At 52.5% G+C, this 21,442-nt stretch carries 14 protein-coding genes; 7 read left to right on the top strand and 7 right to left on the bottom strand.

Features of this window, described 5'->3' with window-relative positions:
* Positions 1 to 123: 123 nt before the first annotated feature.
* Positions 124 to 951: a histidinol-phosphatase HisJ family protein gene (locus Q31b_RS27250; RefSeq protein ID WP_231617898.1), complete on the bottom strand. Its 828-nt coding sequence runs from the start codon at positions 949 to 951 to the stop codon at positions 124 to 126.
* Between the two features lie 144 nt (positions 952 to 1,095).
* Here Q31b_RS27250 and Q31b_RS27245 point away from each other — a divergent pair, with 144 nt between their 5' ends.
* The gene (locus tag Q31b_RS27245) at positions 1,096 to 2,199 is read left to right on the top strand and encodes an SDR family oxidoreductase (protein ID WP_231617897.1); all 1,104 of its coding nucleotides are present in this window, start codon (positions 1,096 to 1,098) and stop codon (positions 2,197 to 2,199) included.
* Positions 2,200 to 2,344: 145 nt separating this feature from the next.
* On the opposite strand, the gene Q31b_RS27240 is transcribed toward Q31b_RS27245, so the two are convergent.
* Both Q31b_RS27240 and Q31b_RS27235 read right to left on the bottom strand, forming a co-directional pair.
* On the bottom strand, positions 2,345 to 3,061 hold the full coding sequence (locus tag Q31b_RS27240; protein WP_146602832.1) for a hypothetical protein: 717 nt from the start codon (positions 3,059 to 3,061) through the stop codon (positions 2,345 to 2,347).
* Positions 3,062 to 3,314: 253 nt separating this feature from the next.
* Positions 3,315 to 8,825, bottom strand: a complete 5,511-nt coding sequence (locus tag Q31b_RS27235) for an ATP-binding protein (RefSeq protein WP_146602831.1) — start codon at positions 8,823 to 8,825, stop codon at positions 3,315 to 3,317.
* A 500-nt stretch (positions 8,826 to 9,325) separates the two neighbouring features.
* Between Q31b_RS27235 and Q31b_RS27230 the strand changes: the two genes are divergently transcribed.
* A complete protein-coding gene (locus Q31b_RS27230) occupies positions 9,326 to 10,366 on the top strand; it encodes a class I SAM-dependent methyltransferase (RefSeq protein ID WP_197172493.1) in 1,041 nt (346 codons plus the stop codon).
* 33 nt (positions 10,367 to 10,399) lie between these two features.
* On the opposite strand, the gene Q31b_RS27225 is transcribed toward Q31b_RS27230, so the two are convergent.
* From Q31b_RS27225 to Q31b_RS27210, 4 genes are all read right to left on the bottom strand, one after another.
* Positions 10,400 to 11,692: an OmpP1/FadL family transporter gene (locus Q31b_RS27225; RefSeq protein WP_146602829.1), complete on the bottom strand. Its 1,293-nt coding sequence runs from the start codon at positions 11,690 to 11,692 to the stop codon at positions 10,400 to 10,402.
* A 174-nt stretch (positions 11,693 to 11,866) separates the two neighbouring features.
* Positions 11,867 to 12,973, bottom strand: coding sequence for an HD domain-containing phosphohydrolase (locus tag Q31b_RS27220; protein WP_231617896.1), 1,107 nt, complete (start codon positions 12,971 to 12,973; stop codon positions 11,867 to 11,869).
* Positions 12,970 to 13,377, bottom strand: coding sequence for an Hpt domain-containing protein (locus Q31b_RS27215; protein WP_146602827.1), 408 nt, complete (start codon positions 13,375 to 13,377; stop codon positions 12,970 to 12,972). The genes Q31b_RS27220 and Q31b_RS27215 overlap by 4 nt, the downstream gene beginning before the upstream one ends.
* Positions 13,378 to 13,853: 476 nt before the next feature.
* Positions 13,854 to 14,735 (bottom strand): AraC family transcriptional regulator, encoded by an 882-nt coding sequence (locus Q31b_RS27210; protein ID WP_146602826.1) that lies wholly within the window; start codon positions 14,733 to 14,735, stop codon positions 13,854 to 13,856.
* A 388-nt stretch (positions 14,736 to 15,123) separates the two neighbouring features.
* On the opposite strand from Q31b_RS27210, the gene Q31b_RS27205 reads away from it, so the two are divergent.
* The 5 genes from Q31b_RS27205 (at position 15,124) to Q31b_RS27185 (ending at position 20,824) form a co-directional block, all read left to right on the top strand.
* On the top strand, positions 15,124 to 15,876 hold the full coding sequence (locus Q31b_RS27205; RefSeq protein WP_390622360.1) for a PIG-L deacetylase family protein: 753 nt from the start codon (positions 15,124 to 15,126) through the stop codon (positions 15,874 to 15,876).
* On the top strand, positions 15,877 to 17,181 hold the full coding sequence (locus Q31b_RS27200) for an MFS transporter (protein ID WP_146602825.1): 1,305 nt from the start codon (positions 15,877 to 15,879) through the stop codon (positions 17,179 to 17,181).
* Positions 17,182 to 17,210: 29 nt separating this feature from the next.
* On the top strand, positions 17,211 to 18,038 hold the full coding sequence (gene nagB / locus Q31b_RS27195; RefSeq protein ID WP_146602824.1) for a glucosamine-6-phosphate deaminase: 828 nt from the start codon (positions 17,211 to 17,213) through the stop codon (positions 18,036 to 18,038).
* A gap of 107 nt (positions 18,039 to 18,145) precedes the next feature.
* Positions 18,146 to 19,453, top strand: coding sequence for a Gfo/Idh/MocA family protein (locus Q31b_RS27190; RefSeq protein ID WP_231617895.1), 1,308 nt, complete (start codon positions 18,146 to 18,148; stop codon positions 19,451 to 19,453).
* A gap of 117 nt (positions 19,454 to 19,570) precedes the next feature.
* Positions 19,571 to 20,824, top strand: a complete 1,254-nt coding sequence (locus Q31b_RS27185; RefSeq protein ID WP_146602822.1) for a PQQ-binding-like beta-propeller repeat protein — start codon at positions 19,571 to 19,573, stop codon at positions 20,822 to 20,824.
* The last annotated feature ends 618 nt before the right edge of the window (positions 20,825 to 21,442 follow it).

The raw sequence follows: 21,442 nt of genomic DNA, 5'->3' as shown, positions 1-21,442 counted from the left end.
AAACCTCTGCCTGGGCCAGCGATGTAAATGAAACCCAACGCGGAGTCGATTGGCAAATGAAAATCGACGAAGCGAGGACAAAGCTGCTTTCCGTCTATCCTAAAATTAAGATGTAACGCAGCACTAGTCGAAATCTTTCAAGCTTGCCAACGCGTCTTGAATGCAGATTTCTTGACGGCTGCGATTCAAGAACACACTAATCGATTGATAGCCGCATTCGTGAAGTAATTGAAGGGCTTCAACGAAGCAATCGGCCACCCGTTCGGGTTGGTGGGCGTCGGCCCCGAGGGTCACGGGGATATTGCGTCGGGACATTTCGACCAACATTTCTGGAAACGGGTTCATTTCGACGACCACTTTTCGAAGTCCCGATGTGTTGAGCTCCATCGCCGTGCCGGTCGCGGCAATCCGGTCGAGCGATTTGCAAATGGTATCCATGATCCTGCTCGGCACCCAATCGTCGGGCGTTACGTTCTTGACCAAATCGGGATGCGAAATCGAGTCGAAAAGTCCCGTTTCGGCGGCCTTGGCCAGCAGATGAAAGTAGTTCTTTTGGTATTCGAATGGATCTTCGGTAAAATACCGTTCGCGGTACTCGGCAATCTGAGGATGGACACTGCCGATCACGTATTGGAAATCGGCCGATTGCAATTGATTTTCAAGAAAACGCTCGTAGCCTTCGAAGTAATCGGCTTCGATTCCCAACCGGACATCGACTTTTCCCGCCCACTTGTCAGTCGCTTGTTTGACCATTGAAATATAATCATCAAACTGGTCTTCTCGCATTCGAACATGACTTGAAAACCCGTCTGGCATCGGATTGTGGCAGGTAACAATCAACCCTTTCAAACCCCGCTGCCAAGCCACTTCGGCATACTCGCTCGGCAACCCTTCGGCGTGCATGCAAAGCGGGGTGTGGGAGTGAGATTCGTACACTATTCGGTCGACCAAACTAATCCCTCTATTCCTTTTTCTGTCCCACAATCCGGCGAAGCAGTGTGCCGTATAACGTCGCGGAAGTCATCGAGACTTTCGAGCCGAACTGTTAAGGTGCAAATAAATGTTGAAACAAACCATAATGTTAGGATGTCGAACATGACAAGGGCCACCGATCAACCGCAACCACCCCGCTTGCCCCTGTTGGTGACGGGGATTTCGGGCGTTCCGGGATACAATGCCTTTCATTATTTCCGCAATCTCTACGGCGATCAAGTTTTTGGTATGCGGCAAAATAGCATGTGGCCGTTATCAGGCGACGGCATTTTGGGTTGTGATGCGGAAGACCGGCGGCAAGTGAGTGAGATATGGGACCAATATGAGTTCAAAACACTACTCAATTTTGCCGGTTGCTGCCGCCTGAAGTCGTGTGAAATGGATCCTGAAATGGCGCACCGCGTCAATGTGATGGGGACAGAGAACATGATCGCCGAAGCCACTCGGCGTGATGCCGCCATTATCCATTTGTCAGTGGATCTGGTTTTCGGCGGACGAGATGGTGGCGATTACTGCGAAGAGGACCAACCCGATCCCGTCACGGTTTATGGCGCGAAAATGGTCGAAGCCGAAAGGCTCGTGCTCAACCATCGCCCCGATGCCTGTGTGCTGCGTATTTCGTTGCCGATGGGAATCAGCTTCAATGCGCACGCCGGGGCGATTGATTGGATTGCATCTCGATTTAAACAGGGCAAACCAGCGACGCTGTTTGTCGACGAATTCCGCACGCCGACTTACACTGACTGCATGAACGAATTGTTCGCCCACATTTTGCGTGAGCCGATTCATGGGCTGTTTCATGCGGGAGGGCCGCGAAAGATGAGTCTGTTTGAAATCGCGCAAGTCGTCAATCGAGTCGGTGGCTACGATGCCAGATTGCTCAAGGGCGTGCCGAGAATCGAAGCAGGACCGATGCCGCCGCGAGCAGGTGACGTGGCGATGAATTCGTCGAAACTACAGGAAGCGATTGGACGTGCTCCGTTTGATCCTTGGCCCTCTCTCGATCACCTTTGTCCCGATTCCTCCGATTGGCACTTCGAGTCGCTATCGTACGAGTCTCTCCCGCTCAATTCCCTATCGCAATCGCCGATCGACGGCAACTCCGGTGAAGCATGGATCGAACAACTGCTCTACCAAAACCCGAACAATCCCGGTTTCGTTCCTCCAAACCGAGATCAACTTTGGGGCGACCGCCGGTTCCACTAGGCTCTTCCTGAAAACCCGTCAACGTTTGGTATTGTCGTATGGTATTGTCGTAGCAAAAAAACGCCAAGAGTTTCGGAAACGGTCATGAAGACTTCCGAAAAGCGGAAAGTCATGGCGGTTTTCGCTATCCTGTTAGCCCAATGCCTTACGGTTGGACGATCCAATATCGCTTGCGCGGTGTTGCCGGTTCCACTGGCAATGGGAGTGTCGGTTCGGTTGGCCGTTCTGCGGAACTGGCAAACTTTGCCTTTTGCCCGATGCTGTTTCTCGCAGAAGTGGAGGCGTCAGAAAGGCCTGCTCGCGGCGATGTTTGCGTTCGGACGAATGGTTGGCTTGAACCATTCGCCGACTCGTTCATGGAATCATTTATTGTTAGCGGACGCATCCGTCGGGCATTCTCATTGGCGGCTAGTACCGGTTTGCTTGCTGCATACGAATCAACCGATCCCGGTTCGGTCGCATTGAATCTTTCTTGGATGATCGGCGGACGAGCGAGCGGGACGGCGAGGTCTTCGTAGGTCAGCGGTTTCACTACCTTTTGCGGTTTCGCTGGCTCACTCGCTTCATTCCACGAATAGGCAGGTGAAGCTGGGTCCGCAAACGCATCGATCGCTCGGATCTCAGCTTCCAGCTTAGCGACCGGATCAACGGTTTCCCTCGGCTTCGTTGTTTGGGAAAGCTCCACGGCCGACTTGACGGGCACGGCCGCGTGACGCCCAGCGTTTGATGGTGAAACAACCGAAACCGCATCGTGAATGGAAGGCGGCGGCAGCAGATCGACATCGGGCGCCGAGCGGCGAAACGGCAAAGCGGCAAGCGTGCCGACCGAGACGATGAGTGCGCCGAGAGTAAGAATACGCAAGGTTCAATGCTCGAAAACGAGGGTGGTTTAGTGACAACAACCAGCTTCGTCCGTGAAACCTGAGAAAGGAGCATCTTGCAATCGTTGGTATCGACCATGCGCCAGGTGAATCTTTAGCTCCTTTTTGAAAGTTTTTGCTCCAACCGCAAAATGAGCATGCGTGAGTCGATGCGGTTGGATTGAGCAGGCCGCCCATCTACTGTACTTTTCGCGGAGCGATAACATCGCGATCACGTTGCTAGGCGTTTGAGCTTTAGGTGAATTGTTTGATCGTCTCAAACAGTTTGCCCGGTTGAACGGGTTTAGGAAGATACCCATTCATTCCGGCTGCATTGCATTGATCCCAAATCTGGTCACCGCAGTGGGCTGTCATCGCAATGATTGGCAGTTTCGCGTGATCTCCTTTACCGACGGTGCGAATGGCACGCGTTGCATCCATGCCGTCGAGAATCGGCATGTCGACATCCATCAAGCAGATGTCGAAGGCTTCGCTGGTTGCCAACTTCACGGCCTGTTCGCCATCTTGGGCAACCGCAACTTCAAACCCTTCCATCTCCAAAATGCCGACGATGACCTCCTGGTTAATCACACCATCTTCGGCCACCAGAACTCGAATTTGTCGATTTCGACCGTGAGGCTCATGCGGATCGGTTTGTGGAGCATCTTGGTCGTCTTGTAGCGGTGACGCTAGAATATCGCTTTCCGATTGCCCCTCCTGCTCGACGGTGCCTAGTGGGATTTTTACGGTAAAGGTGCTGCCATGTCCAACGGTGCTTTGTAGTTCTATCGTGCCCTGCATTCTTTCCGCAAGCTCGCGACAAATGGCGAGCCCTAGACCGGTTCCTCCGTAGCGGCGTGTTGTACTACTATCGGCTTGTGAAAACGTCTCGAAAACCTTTTCGTGTTTGTTTTCAGGGATTCCCATCCCGCTGTCTTGAACCGATATCGAAAGGATCGTTGAAGGTGAGCCCTGCACTTGGATTTCGGTTGGGAAGGATTCCATTTTGAATTCAACAAATCCCTCTTCGGTGAACTTCAGCGCGTTGCCGATTAGATTGATCATGATTTGGCGAAGTTTTGCGGGGTCACCAACCAAGACTTGTGGAATACCAGGATCAATTTCGCATCGCAGGTCCAACTGTTTTTGCCAGGCGGATGCCGTCATGAGGCGGTACACTTCACCTGCCAATTCCTGAGGTTTAAATGGAATGGCCTCAAGTTCCATTTTACCGGCTTCAAGTTTGGAAAAGTCGAGCAGATCGTTGATTAGGTTTAAGAGCGATTCCCCACTTTCTTGGACCGTATCGAGGTATCCTTTTTGGCGTTGATTGGCTGATGTTTTTTGAGCAAGTCGAGTCATCCCGAGAATGCCGTTGAGCGGTGTCCGGATTTCGTGACTCATCGTCGCCAAAAATCGTCCTTTTGCTTCGTTGGCGGCGTTGGCGGCGGTGATCGCTTCGCGGAGTTGTTCCTCCGTCTGGTGCAGTTGTGTATTCTTTTCGGCAAGTTGCTGAGCCCGATCTTCTGCGGCTTTGGTGCGTTCTAAAACACGTTGTTCAAGAGTGCCGTTTAATTGTTGAAGTTGAAGAAAACCTTCCGCGTTTTCCAGTGCAGCCCCTGATAACGTCGTGACGAAGTCGGCAATCCGAAGTTCGTCTCTACCGAATAGATCGGCTAATTCGGAATGAGATACCAAGATCATCGCGACAAACTCACCGCGGAACAGAATCGGTGCCGCCAAAGCACTTCCTGTTATCGAATTGTTTGACGCGCTGTCGTGCAGCGTTTTCGAACTTCGGCATACTGCGGTCCCTTGCTTTACAGCCAACTGAAACAGGTCGACGTTGGCATCGAGACGCGATTGACGCTGCTTGTCGGTTGAGGACTCCTTCCAAGCATTGAAACAATGTTTACCGTTTTCACGTCGAACCATCACGACATCGACGGTCTGTCCACGGAGCAACCGTTGTGCCGATTCACATGCTTCGACAAAGACGCCGCTTGCCGTTAAAGCTTGTGTGATCCGACGGCCCGACTTCAGGAGAGTCACGAAGCGATCGGCAAGCGATAAGTTCGATTTGGTGCCGACAACCGGGGCAATTCCTTGAGGCGCGACAGGCAACGTTTTGAGCAGCTCATCAAGACGTGCTTGATTTTGTATCGAAAAAGGTCCGAGGTGTTCGGTTTCACGGAGATGGAGGGCGAGCAGCGTTTGCAGGGTACTGAGTTCTTCGGCCCGCTGGGCGTAGCGACGTGCGGCGGCCAAGCTGCGTTGCAAGAAGTTTGCCGACAATCGGCTCTTTCCGGCAATCGCCTCCAAGATCGCCATCTCTCGATAGCAATGCGCCAAATCCGCTGGGAACGCTTTGGCGATTTTTATGGCATGTTTGATCGCTTTTCGAGCATCGCGAAGCCGTTGCTGACGACGACGGCCATCATGGCAATCGGTTGCTTCCGCTAGCTCTCTCAGTGCGGTTCCTAGCCAGGCATAGCAGGGACTGATATAGGTATTGAGGTGCCCTGCTTGTCGGCAACGAACGATCGCGTTTTTCAGGATTTCGATTGATTCTTCATGGCGCCGATGATGCAATAAAACCACGGCATGCGCCAGTTGAGACTGGGCATGACTTTGAGCATCGGGGCGATCTTGTGCCGCATTTTCAGCAACGATTTGCAGCGAAAGTGTTTCCGGGGAGCAACGAGCCCAAACATCAAGACTTATCCCGGTCGCCTGTCGGTCGCCAATCTCGCATCCTGAATCGTGCATCTTAGCAGCCAATTTGACAGCGTCCGCGAAAAGTCCGATGCGGTAGAGTGCGTTGGCTCCTTGATAGCGAGCCATATTCATTTCCCAAAAATCGCCGGTTTGACGGAGCATCTCGACTGCGAGACTCGATGCCTCGATCGCATCTTGAAACCGACACTCGGCCAGTCGGACGACACTTCCGTAGTGGTAAGATTGGCCCTGCCCCCACACGTCGCCGCGGTCTCGACGGATTTTCAATGATCGTTCAATGTAACGATTGGCGCGGCCAAACCAACGCAGCAAACTCATTACAGGACCATGTTCGCTATAGACCGCTGCGAGCGTTTCAGATGGATTGTACAACTCGGCTTCGTTGAATGAACGAAGATGATTTGCGAGTGTCCAAAGGCGGTGTCTGCTGAACCAGTAGACCCGTGAGAGTCGGCTCAGCAATTGCATTCTCAAACAGACAAGTGGCGACATCTTTCCGCGCCGAACGATCCACCGCGAGGGTGTAAAGGAGTGAAGCGTTTGTCGTGAAGCTTGATACACGAGACAGCCCAGCATCGCGGGCAAGTTTTTTGGTATCCGCGCGCCGGTAATCGCTAACGCCTGTTGGTACTCGCAGGCCGCCTCTGCAAATTGGCCACGCTTGAATGCCAATTCACCAATTTCTTGTTGAATGCGGGCTTGGTCCAGAGGCGTCGTTGCCAAACTCAATGCTTCACGAAGGTACTTCTCTGCAGAGTCATAGCGTCCGGTCAGAAGGTGTATTTCGCCGAGTCCTTCGAGTATCGTCAATTGGGTCAAGGAGTCGTTCGGGGAGGCCCAACGTTCAGCGATACTGAACTGATCTTCCGCAACCAGAAGGGAATGTTTCTGCCTCGCGTTTGCGGCCCCAGCGAGTGAATACTGGAGTGCCGATTCGGCAACACCTGCGGCATCAAAATGATACGCCAAATCGTGAACGTTGTCTGGCGCAATCTCAATCAGATATTCTGCTGTCTTGAGGTGCAGTTGCTTGCGGACATCATCGTCAAGACTCATGCTCAATTGTTTGTGAATGGCATCGTTGACGAATCGAAACCATCCTTGTTGTACGTCACGCCATAGCAATTGGCGGCGGAGTGCTTCTCTAACCGCCTCCAAGACATCGGCATAGCTTCGCCCGCAAACATTTGCCAAAATGGGGATTTCGAAACGCTGCCCCACGATGGCGGCGGTTGCCAAAATCGTTGAGGTCTGGCTCGACAATTCACCGATCTGACACTCCAACAATCCAGCGAATGTATCGTCATTGCGAAGAGCATCTCGCAGCTTGCCATCGGACACCCAACCCTGCGGCGAAGAATGAATCACTCGCGAGTCGATCATTCGCCTGAGCATCGCCGACGCAATCGTTGGATTGCCTGCGGCCACTTCGGCAATCGCGGTTGTGATCTTTTCGGAAAGACATCCCGCCATCGACTGCAAATGCCGCTGCAACGCCTCATCCGAGAGCGGGGCGAGACGCAATTGATCGATCGGCTCCCCAAAGTTTATCGTCTCGACCGAATCACATGAAATGGCACATAGCAAGAAACTAGACGGTTCCTCTCTCGATCGATTGATCAGCGATCGGATCACGTTTCGTGTTAGTTCATCAGCGTTGTGAATGTCATCAAACAGAAACGCGGCGCCCGAAGGCTCTTTTGCCAAGGCGACAAACAGTTCTTCCAATGCCACTTGGACGCGGTGACTTCCGTACGCATCGGGACTGTTCGTCGAAACAGAGACGGGCCAATGGGCAGCCAAGCATGGCAGCAGGTCAGCCAGTGTTGCGGAGTGCTCCAAGGTGCTATCGGCTAAGCGAGTCGCCACCTCGGGTTCTCGAATACACAACGATTCGATTGCGGCGAAAACCGTTTCAAGCGATTGCAACGGTTTGGCATTGGCCGTTGTCGTTGCACCGCCACGAAATACGGCCATGCCCTTTGCCGAGGCACGAAGTTCAATTTCATCGAAGTAGTTGCGGCGAACTCCCTCGTCCGGTCCTGCGATTAGCTGAACCGCAAATTTTCCCGAAAGCGCCTTTTGAATCGCGTTGCATGTCCGGGCGACATCCTGCTCGTAACCAACTAAAGCCGCTTCGGTTATGGTTTCACGAATGTCTGTTGTGCCAATCGCATAGCAGCTTTCAAGATCATGATGTTGATCGAATGTGGCGATCGAAAGTAGATCGTCGAGCACCGCCGTTGCTGTTTGATATCGGTCTCGAGGGTCGCGGATGAGCAAGCGTGCGACCAAATCATCCAACGGCTTGGGGACGTCGAAACCAAGTCCTCGCAAGCGAGGCGCTTCCATGCAAAGCTGCTGATTTAAGTAGTCACTGGCGTCCGTCGCTTCAATCGGCGCACGCCCGGTTAGCATGGCAAAAAGTATGACGCCTACCGAGTATAGATCCGACGCAGGGCCAACAGCACGAGCCAACGATCCACTCGATTCAGGTGACAGAAAAGCTATGTGCTGAACATCCAATAGCGAGAAATCCGTCTCGTTGTGTTCATGAACGTTCGATACATCACGCAGTTGTATGCTTCCAGATTCTTCGCGGTAAATGCACTCCGCGTCCAACCAACCATGGATGCGGGATTCGGCATGCCACGCTGACAAGCAACGGACGATTGCAATGGCTGTCGTCAGTGCCGTCGCTAGGTCATGCTGGCCACGAAAGAGTGATTCACTGAGAGCCTGACCACGTGGGATTTCGAGAATACGGGAAATGCGGTTGGGTGACTCAAAGTAGTCGTACTGCTTTAAGCTGCCGACCGGTTGGTCTCTCTGATTGCTTCGCCAATGCAAGGAAACCCGATGAAACCATTCGCTGCTGCAGTCCGATTGGTCCAGCCATTCGGCTACGAATGATTCTAGCGATCGTACCGATTGCACCATGCAGGTTGCGATCGGACCACGCATTTGTGTCTCTGAAATGGCGACATAGCCAAACAATTCGGGAAACGGAGACACGGGTTTACTCATTTCACTTCTATCGACGCATTTACGTAATATTGGGCATGCAATGACGGCACGATCGAGAAATGTATATGTGCCCTCCAGAAGCCTAGGTCAAGAACCGCACCGATGGGTCCGCCGAGCAAAAAAAAGAAAATTTCTTGCCTTTTTCTTGGGGGGACCATGCCACGGTCTGTAGGGCCGTCTCGACGCGTGCCAATGGATCGGCCTTGATTCAAATTTGATAGGTTTTAATAAGTTGCGTCGCGAGTTGTGACGATTAAGGAAAGTCGTCGGGCCAATTCGCGATGTGCAGAGGTCGATGCGTTGAAACCAAAAGGATGCGCTATCCGTGGTTGCATCAAATTGGCGAATTCGAACCCCCCTTGGCCAACCGGTTTCACTCCGCCAAATGCTTGACAGATTCCAACAGAGAAGGATACTGCCAATCGTGCTTCGCAATGACGCGAGGCAACATAGTGGCACACACTATTTCTAATTCAATCATCTCGCAGCGGGGGCTATGCATGATGAGCATTGCAACAGAGAGTCGTTTTCCACGGCCAGCGAATACGGATTCGGTAGGCACGGAAATTTCGAAGGTCCGTCATTTGGAATCGTCCACCGACGCCGATCATTCTCAATTGAAGGATCTGCTCGATCAAGTTCATTCTGAATTAAGCCGAGAAAATTCAAACGCAGGCAATATCAACGCCGCAGTGGATCGGTTGTTTCGTGGGCTTCGATCGATCCGAGAGACGGCGACCAAAGATCAATGGAAGGGGATGATCCGGTTTGGAAGGAATCATTCTCTTTGCCAACTCGTACACCAGGATCCCTTTACATCGCGGGCTTTCAACAAACCACGCGGTTACGCGGGCGACGCGGTAATGATGGACTATATCTATGGTCGCGAAGAGGCTTGGGGACAACCCGAAGCCACGGCATTGGGGTCGGCAATCTTTCAATACACCACCGGAGCGCCAGCATCGGCGGGCGTGCGTGAACGCCGCTGCTACGTTGCGGAAATGTTGGACCGAATCGGGCGGGAAAAATCCGATCAACAGGTGCTCGCGGTCGCCGCCGGACACCTTCGTGAAGCAAGTTTGTCGTCAGCGATCCGTCGCAATCGCTTCGAGCGATTTGTGGCGATGGATGCGGACGCGGAGAGCCTCGAAGAAATCCGTGACGCTTACGGCCGATTTGGCGTCGAAGCGGTGGTCGCCAATATTCGTCGGATGCTGACCGGACGACTTGACCTTGGTACGTTTGATTTGATCTATACAACCGGGCTCTATGACTATTTAACAGATGCTACGGCAAAACGATTGACAGCGAATTTGTTCGATCACGTGCGACCGGGCGGCCGTTTGGTTATCGCAAACTTCTTGCCTGAAATTCGGGATGTCGGCTATATGGAAATGTACATGGATTGGCATCTGATCTATCGTAGCCGCGGCCAAATGATGATGTTGGCCGACGACTTGGATCAAGCGAGCGTGGCGGAGGTTCGAATCTTTGCCGAGAACAACGAAAACGTCGTCATCATGGAGATGACCAAGCGTTGAACCGGTGTGGCACTGGCGATGGATGGTGGCGGATCAGAAACGACGCATCGCACTTAGGAAAACCATGTGCGTTTGCGTCTTTAGAGTGGCATTGGAGTAATCTCCGCCGGGGTAGAGACTCGTTTGCGTATCAACATCCGGTGCGAAGGCATATTGGTACGCCGTGTCGATCTGCCAACCGGAGTGTTGGAAGCCATAACCAATGGAAAAATGATGCTCGAGCGTCGTTTGTAAGTAGGTCGACGCCGTTGAGGATGGTACAGGATTGTCTTGATATCGGTATCCCAAACGAAACGTTTTGTCGTCTCCGAAATCATGCTCGTATCCGCTGCTGACAATCAATGCGTCTTTCCAACGCAGTGGAAATACCTCCGCGATCGCTGGCCCCGCTACCATCTCGAAGAGCGGATTGCTCGGGTTGGTGAACGATAGATTGGCACGATCGTATGCATTGGACCAATCTTCCCAAATGAAATCGATCGCCAATCGGTTGCGTGAATCGACGTCATGTTTGATGCCGATTCCTGCCGAACGAGCCCAGGTCAATCCAACGTTCACGTCATAGTCACTGTCGCCCAGGCCTGCAATGGCGACATTGGCTTTTCCAGTGGAGGTGAATTCGTTCTCACTTTGGTAGCGAGCGCCAATGGTCGTCCGGTCGGTGAGTGCATATTGCATTCCGCAGGACCAGGACAAAGCGGGGCCAGTACTTTGCAGATCCAAGATCGTGGGCGTGCCACGTAGCGGCAACGAATTCAAATAGTATGGACCCTCAATCTCGATATGACTGACGGCGATCCCAAAGGTCCCCCCGACCGTTAGCCTATCGGTTAAGTGTAGCGATAGCCCTGGTAAAAGCCGAACGAGAGCACCGAAAGAGTAATAGTGGTGTTCACCGGGCAGGGTTGTTGGCGGGCCTTGCAGGTCATAGTCGGACGCAAATCCAGCCGGTGCAAACGCTCCAAATCCAAAGACAATGTCCTCACTGATTCGCCGCCCAATCATGAGATGACCTAGTCCCGAAGGGTTGTCATAGGCGTTGGTTTTGGGGTTGTCTTCATCTTGATAGCTCATGTCGGTAAACAATCCGACACCACCAAAATCGAGATAGGTATCCTGACCCGATCCGTGCCCCACAAGTGATTCGAGACCTGCGGTATTGTCCATTAGCAGAACACCGTTATCGGCGAACGCGAGATTCGTACCGCCTCGGCCCGCCGATCGCGCCGACAAGGCGTTGCTAATCGTTCCAGAGGCTATCGCGGTCGGTGCTGCGGCGAGAAATAGCACCCCGATGTATAGGATCGAATTATGATTATTGACCATCGCTTGCCCCGATTTCCCATGGACCGGAATGGATCAGCTTCACAGGCGATCCGTATCCGGTTTGAACCAGCCGCAACGGTTGTACGGCTTACTACTGCAAGAAATCGGTGCAGAGAGGCATCGGGTTGTCTCTAAAACGTGGCGATCGCGGTTGCTTGAGGATCGTGGTGAGGGTTATACCGGTTGCGAAAGCTGTAGCGACGTGACGGACGTATGCTCATATCGATTACGCGGCATAAATTCCGAATCCTCGTTCTCCGGAGCGTCGTTCATGGTTGCCTTCACTTCTTGGAACTTCGATTCAAGTTTGAGGAAAGCTCGAACGAGATTGGGATCAAAATGCGAACCGGCTCCTTCGCGGATGATGTTGACGGCCTTTTGATGATCAAATGCTGGCTTGTAAACGCGATGACTTGTAAGGGCATCGTAGACATCGGCGATTGCCACAATTCGGCCGCATAGCGGAATTTCTTCACCAGCAAGTCCATTTGGATAACCGGTTCCGTCCCAACGTTCGTGATGTGTCATGGCAATTTCATGAGCCATCCGCAAAAAGACCGCTTCCGGGTGTGCATCGGCAACCGCTTGCAACGTATCGCCTCCGATCTTGGCATGCTGGGTCATGATTGCAAATTCGGCTTCCGTCAATTTACCGGGTTTCAGCAGGATTCGATCAGGGATGCCAACTTTTCCGATGTCATGCAGCGGACTCGTCTCATAGATTGATTGAATGTAGATTCCATCGATGAGGGCTTGATACTCAGGCCATGTCGAAAGCTCCAGCGTCAGCAGGCGACTGAACTCTCGGATTCGATCGAGATGGCTTCCGGTATCATGGTCACGACTGTCGGCCAACTTTGCCAGTGCAAAGATCATTAGATCGCGACTTTCGAGTAGCAATATCCGTTCTCCCGCCCGAATCCGCATTTGCATTTCGCGTGGCGAAAACGGCTTGGCGATGTAGTCATCCGCGCCAGCATCAAGTCCTGCAACAACGCTAGCGGTATCGCTGCGACCGGTAAGCAAAATCACGTAGGTGTAGCCGCACGATCCGCGTCTGCGGATTTCTCGGCACAAATCGATCCCGTTCATCTCCGGCATCTCGACATCCGAAATCACGATTCGATAGTTTCCTGTGCGAATGTGTTCGAGTGCCTCCATTCCATTGAGCGCGATAACCGATGAATAGCCGAACTGGGATAACGCGTAACAGAGTGTCTCCGCAGCGATCGGATCGTCATCGACAACCAAAATTGGAACGGGGCTGGGTTCTTTTTTCACAGTGATGCTTCCACGTCTGGGGAAATAGTTACGTCTTGCGTTGGGTTCACCAGTCCGGCTTGCTGAACGAGGCGTACTTCGTTGTGAAACTTGCGAAGTTCATCGAGGATCCCTAAAAGATCGGCAGTGGAATTGGTCGAAGTACACGCTTCAAGTTTAGCGGCACACTCCGCCACTCGCGGCGCGGCAATCGTTCTAGCGGTACCCTTATGGCGGTGTGCTAGCGAGGCGATCGCTTGTTGATCCCCCAGCCGGACGGTTGATTCCAAGAGCTCAATATCCTGGCTCGCTGTTTCGACAAATCGTTTCAACAGCCGTTCCGCCATGGGAATACTGCCCATCATCCGATTGATCAGCTCATCGCGATTCACCACCGCTAACGATGGTGTTGTCATTAATCTCATGAAGTGCCCCTTTGCCGTAGATCATTTGTCCATCGCAAAACACTTGCAATGCACCTGAGAAACGCCACTTTTCGAAAAACTCTAGGTCGGACTACGTGATGGATGACCCATTCGCTGCCGATCTGACGCCATAGATTTCAGAAATTTGAGTTCACACTAGCGCCAATCGCTGCGATCGTCATGACCGAATTCATCGGTAATCGTTAGCAGTCTTGCCTAAAGAATCGGCTGAAGGGTTTATGTCGACGAGCTCCAACAATTCGCAGTGCGTCCATTCGCGGCCCGACAGATGTTTGACGATGACGCCATTCGGCCAACCGCCTCGATCGATGAAGACGACCACGCGGTTGATCGCCGCCTGATACGCCCCATGAATTGGTTACGCCCCATGAATTGGATACGCCCCATGAATTGGATACGCAGGATGATTCGAAGCTGAGCGGACATCCCGACGATCGTCCCCGTTTATACCGCAACTACACCGAGACTCGGAATCGAGTTCGGTAGTCGCGCGGGGTCATGTTTCGCAGTTGACGGAACCGGCGATTGAAATTCGAAAGGTTGGCGAACCCCGATTGGTAACACACCGCCAGAATCGATCCGTCGGTATCGGCTAACAATCGACATGCCAAACCGATTCGCAATTCGCCGATGTAGGCGGACAGGGTTCGGCCCGTCGATTGCTTGAAAAAACGACTGAATGCCGAGGGATTCATGTCAACAAGTTCTGCCAAGTCGCGATGTGTCAATTCGGGGTCGGAAAGATGATTGACGATGTAATCACAAACGATCTGGATCCGGGTTTCCGATTCTCGATTTGCGTTGGCCGAAGGAGAGACTCGATACAATTCGCTCGCCAGTTCCGTTGCATCCGAATACTGGGATAAAAGATTTAGAATCTCAAGCATCCCGATCAGTCGGCTTGCTCCTTCGGTTTCGATCAGACCTTTGAGTCGCAGACCGATGGGAATGGCAACGTCAGCGGGGAAAAACAATCCGCGACGGGCACGATGGAACATCTCAGCGATCTCTGCCATCTCGCCACATTGGAAAAAATCGCAGCCAAGAAATTCCGGATGGAATTGCAGCACATACGCTTGATGCCGATCGTACCGTTGGTCGCGGAATTCGTCGGACGACCAGGTGTGAGGAAGCTGCGAACCAATCAATACGAGATCGTGATCGCTGTAACTGCTAATCGAATCGCCAACAATTCGCGAGCCCGTCCCCCTCGGAATGTAGGTGAGCTCCATTTCAGGATGGCGGTGCCATTTGACCGGCGAGTCGAGTACCGAACGGTCGAAACAGCGAAAGGATTCCCCCGTTGAATTGATCAACTTTTCAAACGATGGCTTCATTGTCAATCAAACTTGAAAGGCGGCAGAAATGATGATGAATACGATAAGCAACGCAGCAAAAGACGCCTTTCTTTGCCTGATCGTCCTTTGCGGTAATGCGTGGCGCATACATTGTATCAGAAGCGGCCAACGAAAGAGAGGACGATTTTTCTAGGGAGGTGAAAATAGCTAGCGTCCGTTGGGCGTACGCATCGTGACGAATCGTGACTTTGTGCGACTTCAGCGTCTCGGAGAGACGCTGCTACTTTGTTGCTCGGTTCAGCGTCTCGGAGAGACGCTGCTACTTTGTTGTCCGGTTCAGCGTCTCGGAGAGACGCTGCTACTTATTGAGGAGTCCCCTTTGCCAACTTCAAACGACTTGCCGAGCCGCAAAGTGGCGTTGGCCCTTTTGGCGCATCCCGATGATGCCGAGATCGGCTGTGTCGGCACGCTGATTCGATTGGCTGAATTGGGCTGGGAGATCCACATCGCAACCGTTTCCGCTGGCGATTGTGGAGCGCTGACGGGCAGTCCGTCCGAGGTAGCTGAAATCAGAATCGCCGAGGGGGTGGCGGCGGCGAAACTGGCAAATGCACGGTTTCATTGTCTTCGCGAGCCTGACGGACGCCTCGTCTATGACCGCGTTGCTCTGCAAAAGACGATCGACTTGTTTCGTGATGTCGCTCCAACGCTCGTTATCACCATGCCGATGTCGGATTATCATGCCGATCACGAAATCACTAGCCAATTGGGCCGCGCGGCCTCGTTTGTCTACGCAGCCCCCAACGCATCAGAGCGACCACTTACCGATGGCTCGACCGTTCCCTACCTGTATTACAGCGACGGTCATGGTGGCAAGGACCGCATGGGACAACCGATCATTCCGACCACGATCGTTGATATCAGTGAACAACTCGATCAAAAGACCGAGATGTTGGCGTGTCACAAGAGCCAACGAGAATGGCTGAAGGCTCATAACGGAATCGACGATTACTTGTCAGCGATGCGGCATTACTGTACGCAACGCGGCCAGCAGTATGGCGTCCACGCGGCGGAAGCGTTTGTGCAACATCGCGGGCATGGCCATCCGTCAAATGATATACTGGCGGAGCTGTTTCCACTTTTGACCTCTTCACAATCGCAAGCAAAGCCTCGAAATTAGATGACGCCAATCAAAATCCGACTATCGATCATGATGTTCCTCCAATTCTTTGTTTGGGGAGCGTTTTTTGTTCCATTGGGGAGCTACTTAGGCGTCATTTTCCGCGGTTCGGATGATTTGAATACGATCATTGGTGGTGTCTATTCGACTCAAACGTGGGCTGCGGTTTTTGCCCCTTTGATCGTTGGGTTTATTGCGGACCGATTGTTTAACAAGGAACGGATCAATGGCGTGTTGCAATTGATTGGAGCGGGGATGTTGTGGTGGTGCAGCACGATCACGGAGTCGCCAGTCCAGTTTTACTGGGTGATGATGGCATTCTTTCTGTGCTACATGCCAACCATGGCTCTAGTGAATGCCATCTCCTTTCAAAACCTGGACTCGATCGAAAACGATTTTCCCAAGGTTCGGCTGTGGGGCACCATCGGATGGATCGTGTCGGGGTTGGTGGTTTCACAATCGATGTTTGGTTTGTTTCCTATCCCGCTTCTGCCAGGCGTCACCGATGCGGGCAGTAGTGCACTTCCATTGAAGCTAGCCAGTGTCGTCGGGTTGGTCTATGGGCTATACAGTTTCACGCTTCCAGCGTCACCGCCTCAAGACGCGGGCAAACCCAATAGTATTGCAAAGGTTCTCGGCCTTGATGCAATTCGTCTATTCAAAAATCCCAGCTACGCCGTCTTTGCACTCTGTTCGTTCCTAATCTGTATTCCGTTGGCCTTCTATTATGCCCGCACTTATGAGTTCGTATCGAACATGGCATTTGGTGACCGTTCCGCAGGGGTGATGGCACTCGGACAAGTTAGCGAATTGTTCTTCATGGCCTTGGTTCCCTTCTTTCTCAGACGTCTTGGCGTCAAGATGATGTTAATCGTTGGTATGATGGCTTGGGCCGTTCGCTATGCGGTTTTCGGATTGATGCCATTGAATCCAGCGTTCTTGATATTCGGAATTGTTCTGCACGGCGTTTGCTACGATTTTTTCTTTGTTACCGGCCAGTTGTACACGGACCGTGTGGCACCAAAAGAAATCCGCACCAGTGCTCAAGCATTGCTGGGCTTGCTGACTTATGGGGCAGGCATGTTGGTGGGGAATTTGATCCATGGACGATGGGGGGATCACATCGGTCTCGATCCGACAACAACAGAGGGTTGGCTGGCAGGTGCTCGGCAGTTCTGGCTATTGCCCGCTGGATTGGCGGTCGCCGTTTCCGTCTTGTTCCTGTTTACATTTTGGGATCGACCCGATGTCGAAGCAATGACTGCAACCGATAATGACGCCGACGCCGATGCGGTAGCGACTTAGACCTTTTGCCACAACACGATCACTTGAAAATGCAATCCTCACCAAACCAACTTTCCCGTTGCAACGACGTTCGAAATGGGATCAATGTCCGTGTTTTTGCCAACGCCGTCGATGCAAATACTTGCGTTGCGACTGAAATGGCGGCATTGATTCGTCAGCGTGCCCAGGATGGGAAAGCTTGCGTTTTGGGTTTGGCGACGGGGTCGACACCCGTGGGCGTTTACCGTGAACTGATTCGGATGCACCGAGACGAAGGTTTGTCACTTCAAAACGTTGTGACCTTTAACTTGGATGAGTACTTTCCGATACAACCCGATGCACCGCAAAGTTATGTGCGGTTCATGAACGAGCACCTTTTTGATTTTGTGGATATCGATCGCAAAAATATCCATATTCCAGATGGCACTCACCCACTCGATTCGGTCGCCGCGGATTGCTGCGAATATGAAAAGCAAATTGCGGATGCGGGTGGCATTGACATTCAAATTCTGGGGATCGGGCGAACAGGTCATATTGGGTTCAATGAACCTGGGTCAGGTCGAAATGGTTTGACTCGCTTGGTTAAGCTCAATTCGTTGACTCGCAATGATGCAGCAGCTGCTTTTGGAGGCCTCGAAAAGGTTCCCAAATCGGCAATCACCATGGGGGTGAAGACCATCCTTTCCGCTCGCAAGATTCGATTGTTAGCTTTCGGAGAACACAAGGCATCGATCGTCGAGCAGGCGGTGTGTGGCAGTGTTTCAGATGCGGTGCCTGCAACCTTTTTGCAAGGCCATCAAGATGTTCAATTCCTGCTCGATGAAGCAGCCGCTGAGAAATTGGTGTCTAACCAAAATGAGAGTGGTGATTCTTGTTAGAGAATCCTGTGTGTTGGGACCTTTAACAAGGTCCACGACGATTTGATTTGCGGCCAGACCCTTCCTACCTTTCCGTGCCCCCTTGGAGAATGACAGTGAAATCACAAATGACAACTAACCGCCGAGCGATGTTGCGCAACACTTCGGCTTTGTCGGCAACGGTCGTCGCCGCTTCGGCGAGTTCCCGTTTTGTTCATGCATCCGAATCCTCTAATCACGACTCCGACCCCGATCGTGTCATTAAATTGGGGATCATTGGTGCCGGCGGCCGAGGTGCTGGGGCTCTCAATGACTCGTTTTCGATCAATGAAAATGTGCAGTTAATTGCCATGGCGGATGTCGATCGTAACAATTGTGTGCGGACCCGCGATCTACTGAAAAAGCGGCACGGCGACAAAGTGATGGTCGAAGAGGATCGAATCCACGCGGGGCTTGATGGTTACCAGAAAGTACTCGAAGATCCTGAGGTTGAATTGGTCCTCATCGCTTCGCCGCCTGGCTTCCACCCTTCGCAAATCGCCGAAGCCGTCAAGGCGGGGAAACACGTCTTTGCCGAAAAACCATCTTGCGTCGACACCGCAGGCTACAAGATTTGTCTTGCCGCTCATGATGAAGCGGAAAAAAATGGAACCGCGATCGTGACCGGTACCCAGTACCGTCGGCAAGTGAATTATGTCGAAGCGGTCAAGCGAATTCATGACGGTGAAATTGGCGAGATCGTTAGCGCTCAAAGCCGTTACTGTTCCAACAGTATTTGGTACAAGAACCGCAAAGAGGGGATGAGTGATACTCAGTACCAAATCGATAATTGGATGCACTTTATCTGGCTATCAGGCGACCAGATTTGTGAGCAAGCGGTTCACAATATTGATGCGATGAATTGGGTGATGGGGGGCGCTCCCGAAACCGCTTATGGCAGCGGGGGTCGGTTTACTCGCCCAGAAAACAGTGAGATGTGGGATAGCATGTCGATCGATTATACTTACCCAGGCAATCGAGTCCTGTCGCTCATGTGTCGGCAAATTCCTGGCACTCAGGGTGACAATGGGAATGTTGTCTACGGCACCAAGGGGATCGCCTACATCGACGCAATGAGCGGTGGCTCGCGGTTTGTTGATTGGAGTGGAAAAGAGACCTGGTCGAAAAAAGGCAGTATCTCGGACGCTTATCGGCAAGAGCACAAGGACTTGATCGATTCGGTTCGTGCGGGAAATCCAATTGTCGAACTGCGGCAGACTGCCGACAGTTCTTTGACCGCCGTGATGGGCCGGTTGGCCTGCTATACGGGACAACGTGTTGATTGGGATTTCATGACGAACAAATCGACACTCAATCTGTTCCCTGAAAACTTGGACTGGAACGGAGAATTGCCACCGTCAAGTTACGCGGTCCCCGGTAAGGTTAAACTAACCTAACGCTTGCCGTAGGGTGCTCATTGCAGCTAAACTCGGTATTAGCCGGGATGCGCAAAGGTTGAGCCCAGCCGATGTCGCCGGGCCCGTTTCTCTCATTTCGCCTTAGGAGCCTTCGCAATGCACGTTTTCACGAAATACATGGCCCGAATCGTTGCGATGCAGGTTCTGCTCGTCAACCTCGCCTTTGCTGACGAAGACCAACCGTTTTGGCCTCAGTTCCACGGGCCAAATGGTGACAATATTTCGACGGAAACGGGGCTGCTAACTCAGTGGCCAGACGGAGGCCCCGAATTGGTCTGGAAAGTGGAAGGGATTGGGGAAGGGTTTTCGAGTGTCAGTTTAGCCGATGGATTGATCTATACCGCCGGAAGCATTGACGATTCTGCGGTTGTCACGGCAATAAACCTCGACGGCCAAATCGAATGGCAGGCGAAGTGTGGCCCCACATGGACAAAGTCATACCCCGGCACCCGATCAACGCCAACCGTCGATAATGGACGTGTCTATTTTGAGTCGCCACTGGGGGATCTCGTTTGCCTCGATGCAAAAACGGGCGAGCTGTTTTGGAGCAAAAACCTGCTCGAGCAGTTTGGTGGACAGAACATTAAATGGGCATTAGCGGAATCTCCCATCGTCGATGGCGGTAAATTGATCTGTTGCCCATTTGGAAGCAAAGGCAGCGTCGTTGCCTTGGATAAAACGACCGGCGAAACCATTTGGGCTGCGGAGTCGGTAGGAGACAATGCGGGCTATGCGACGCCAACGATCGCGGAATTTGCGACCCAGCGAATCGTTTTAGCCATGAGCGGTAAGGCGCTCGTCGGTGTCGCTATCGATTCGGGCCGATTGCTATTTCGTCACGAGCATTTGACAAGATACGACGTGAACGCACTCAAACCCGTCTATTTTGACGGTCAGGTTTTTATCAGTTCCGGGTACAAGTCGGGTTCCGAAATGGTCAAACTCACTGCGACAGGCAGCGAGATCTCTGCCGAAAAAGTTTGGGAATCCAAAGCTATGGACAACCATCACGGTGGGGTCGTTCGGCTAGATGGATACGTTTACGGAGCCGATAGCGCTAGGAGTTGGGTATGTCTTGATTGGAAGACTGGCGAAACAATGTATTCTGATCGCGGGGTCGGTAAGGGGGCGCTAACGTACGCCGACGGTCTACTCTATACCTTGTCCGAAGATCGCGGGCGAGTCGGACTGATCAAGCCAACTCCGACGGCACACGAGATGGTTAGCGAGTTCACGATTCCCGCCGGAGGCAAAGGTAAATCGTGGGCACACCCAGTCGTCTGTGGTGGCCGACTCTATATTCGTCATGGCGAATTGTTGTTTGCGTTCGATGTCAAAGCGGTTGATTAGACTCGGTGGCGATTGCGAGCCCGTTATTTTTTACCTGGACGCGAAAATCTTGAAGTGCGCGTTTTGATTTTCGGGCAAAGCCCCGTCCGTTTGCCATGCTCCGTTCGTCAGGCTGAGGTTGGGTAAGCATCGGCCTCAACGAAAGAGAACATTGATGGCCGGACCTTCGGCTTTTTCAAACAATCGCACCCAATCAACCAGACCGTTGGGTGCGCAATGTAAGTAAATTGCTAGGCCGGCTAATACGCAGACTGTTTTTCGAGCAATGAACGTAAACGCTTTAAGGCGTAGACGTTAGCAAAACAATTTGCAAGCCCATGAATCATCCGGGCTAGCGAATCATCCAGGTTGAGCCGCTCCCACCGCTTTGCAAAAAGAGAGCCGAAACCGCTGTCCGCTTGCTCCTCCGCTGGCGCAGGCTGGCTGGTTCCTCCGCTGGCGCAGACTGAACGCGTGCAGCCGAAAAGGAGCCGTTATCCGGTTCTCGGATAGGGTGCATGACCGGGTTTGTTAGGAATCCTTGATTTTGGTCTTGCGGCAGCGGTGGCGGAAACCATCGTTTCTTTGGCCTCGGCGTTTCCAGAAAGCGTCTCGATCGTGCGTTTCGCTCAAGTCGTC

It is taken from the genome of Novipirellula aureliae, from assembly GCF_007860185.1.
GTDB lineage: Bacteria > Planctomycetota > Planctomycetia > Pirellulales > Pirellulaceae > Novipirellula_A > Novipirellula_A aureliae.
The sequence above is the reverse complement of the archived record's forward strand: the minus strand, read 5'-3'. Positions and strand labels throughout refer to the sequence as shown.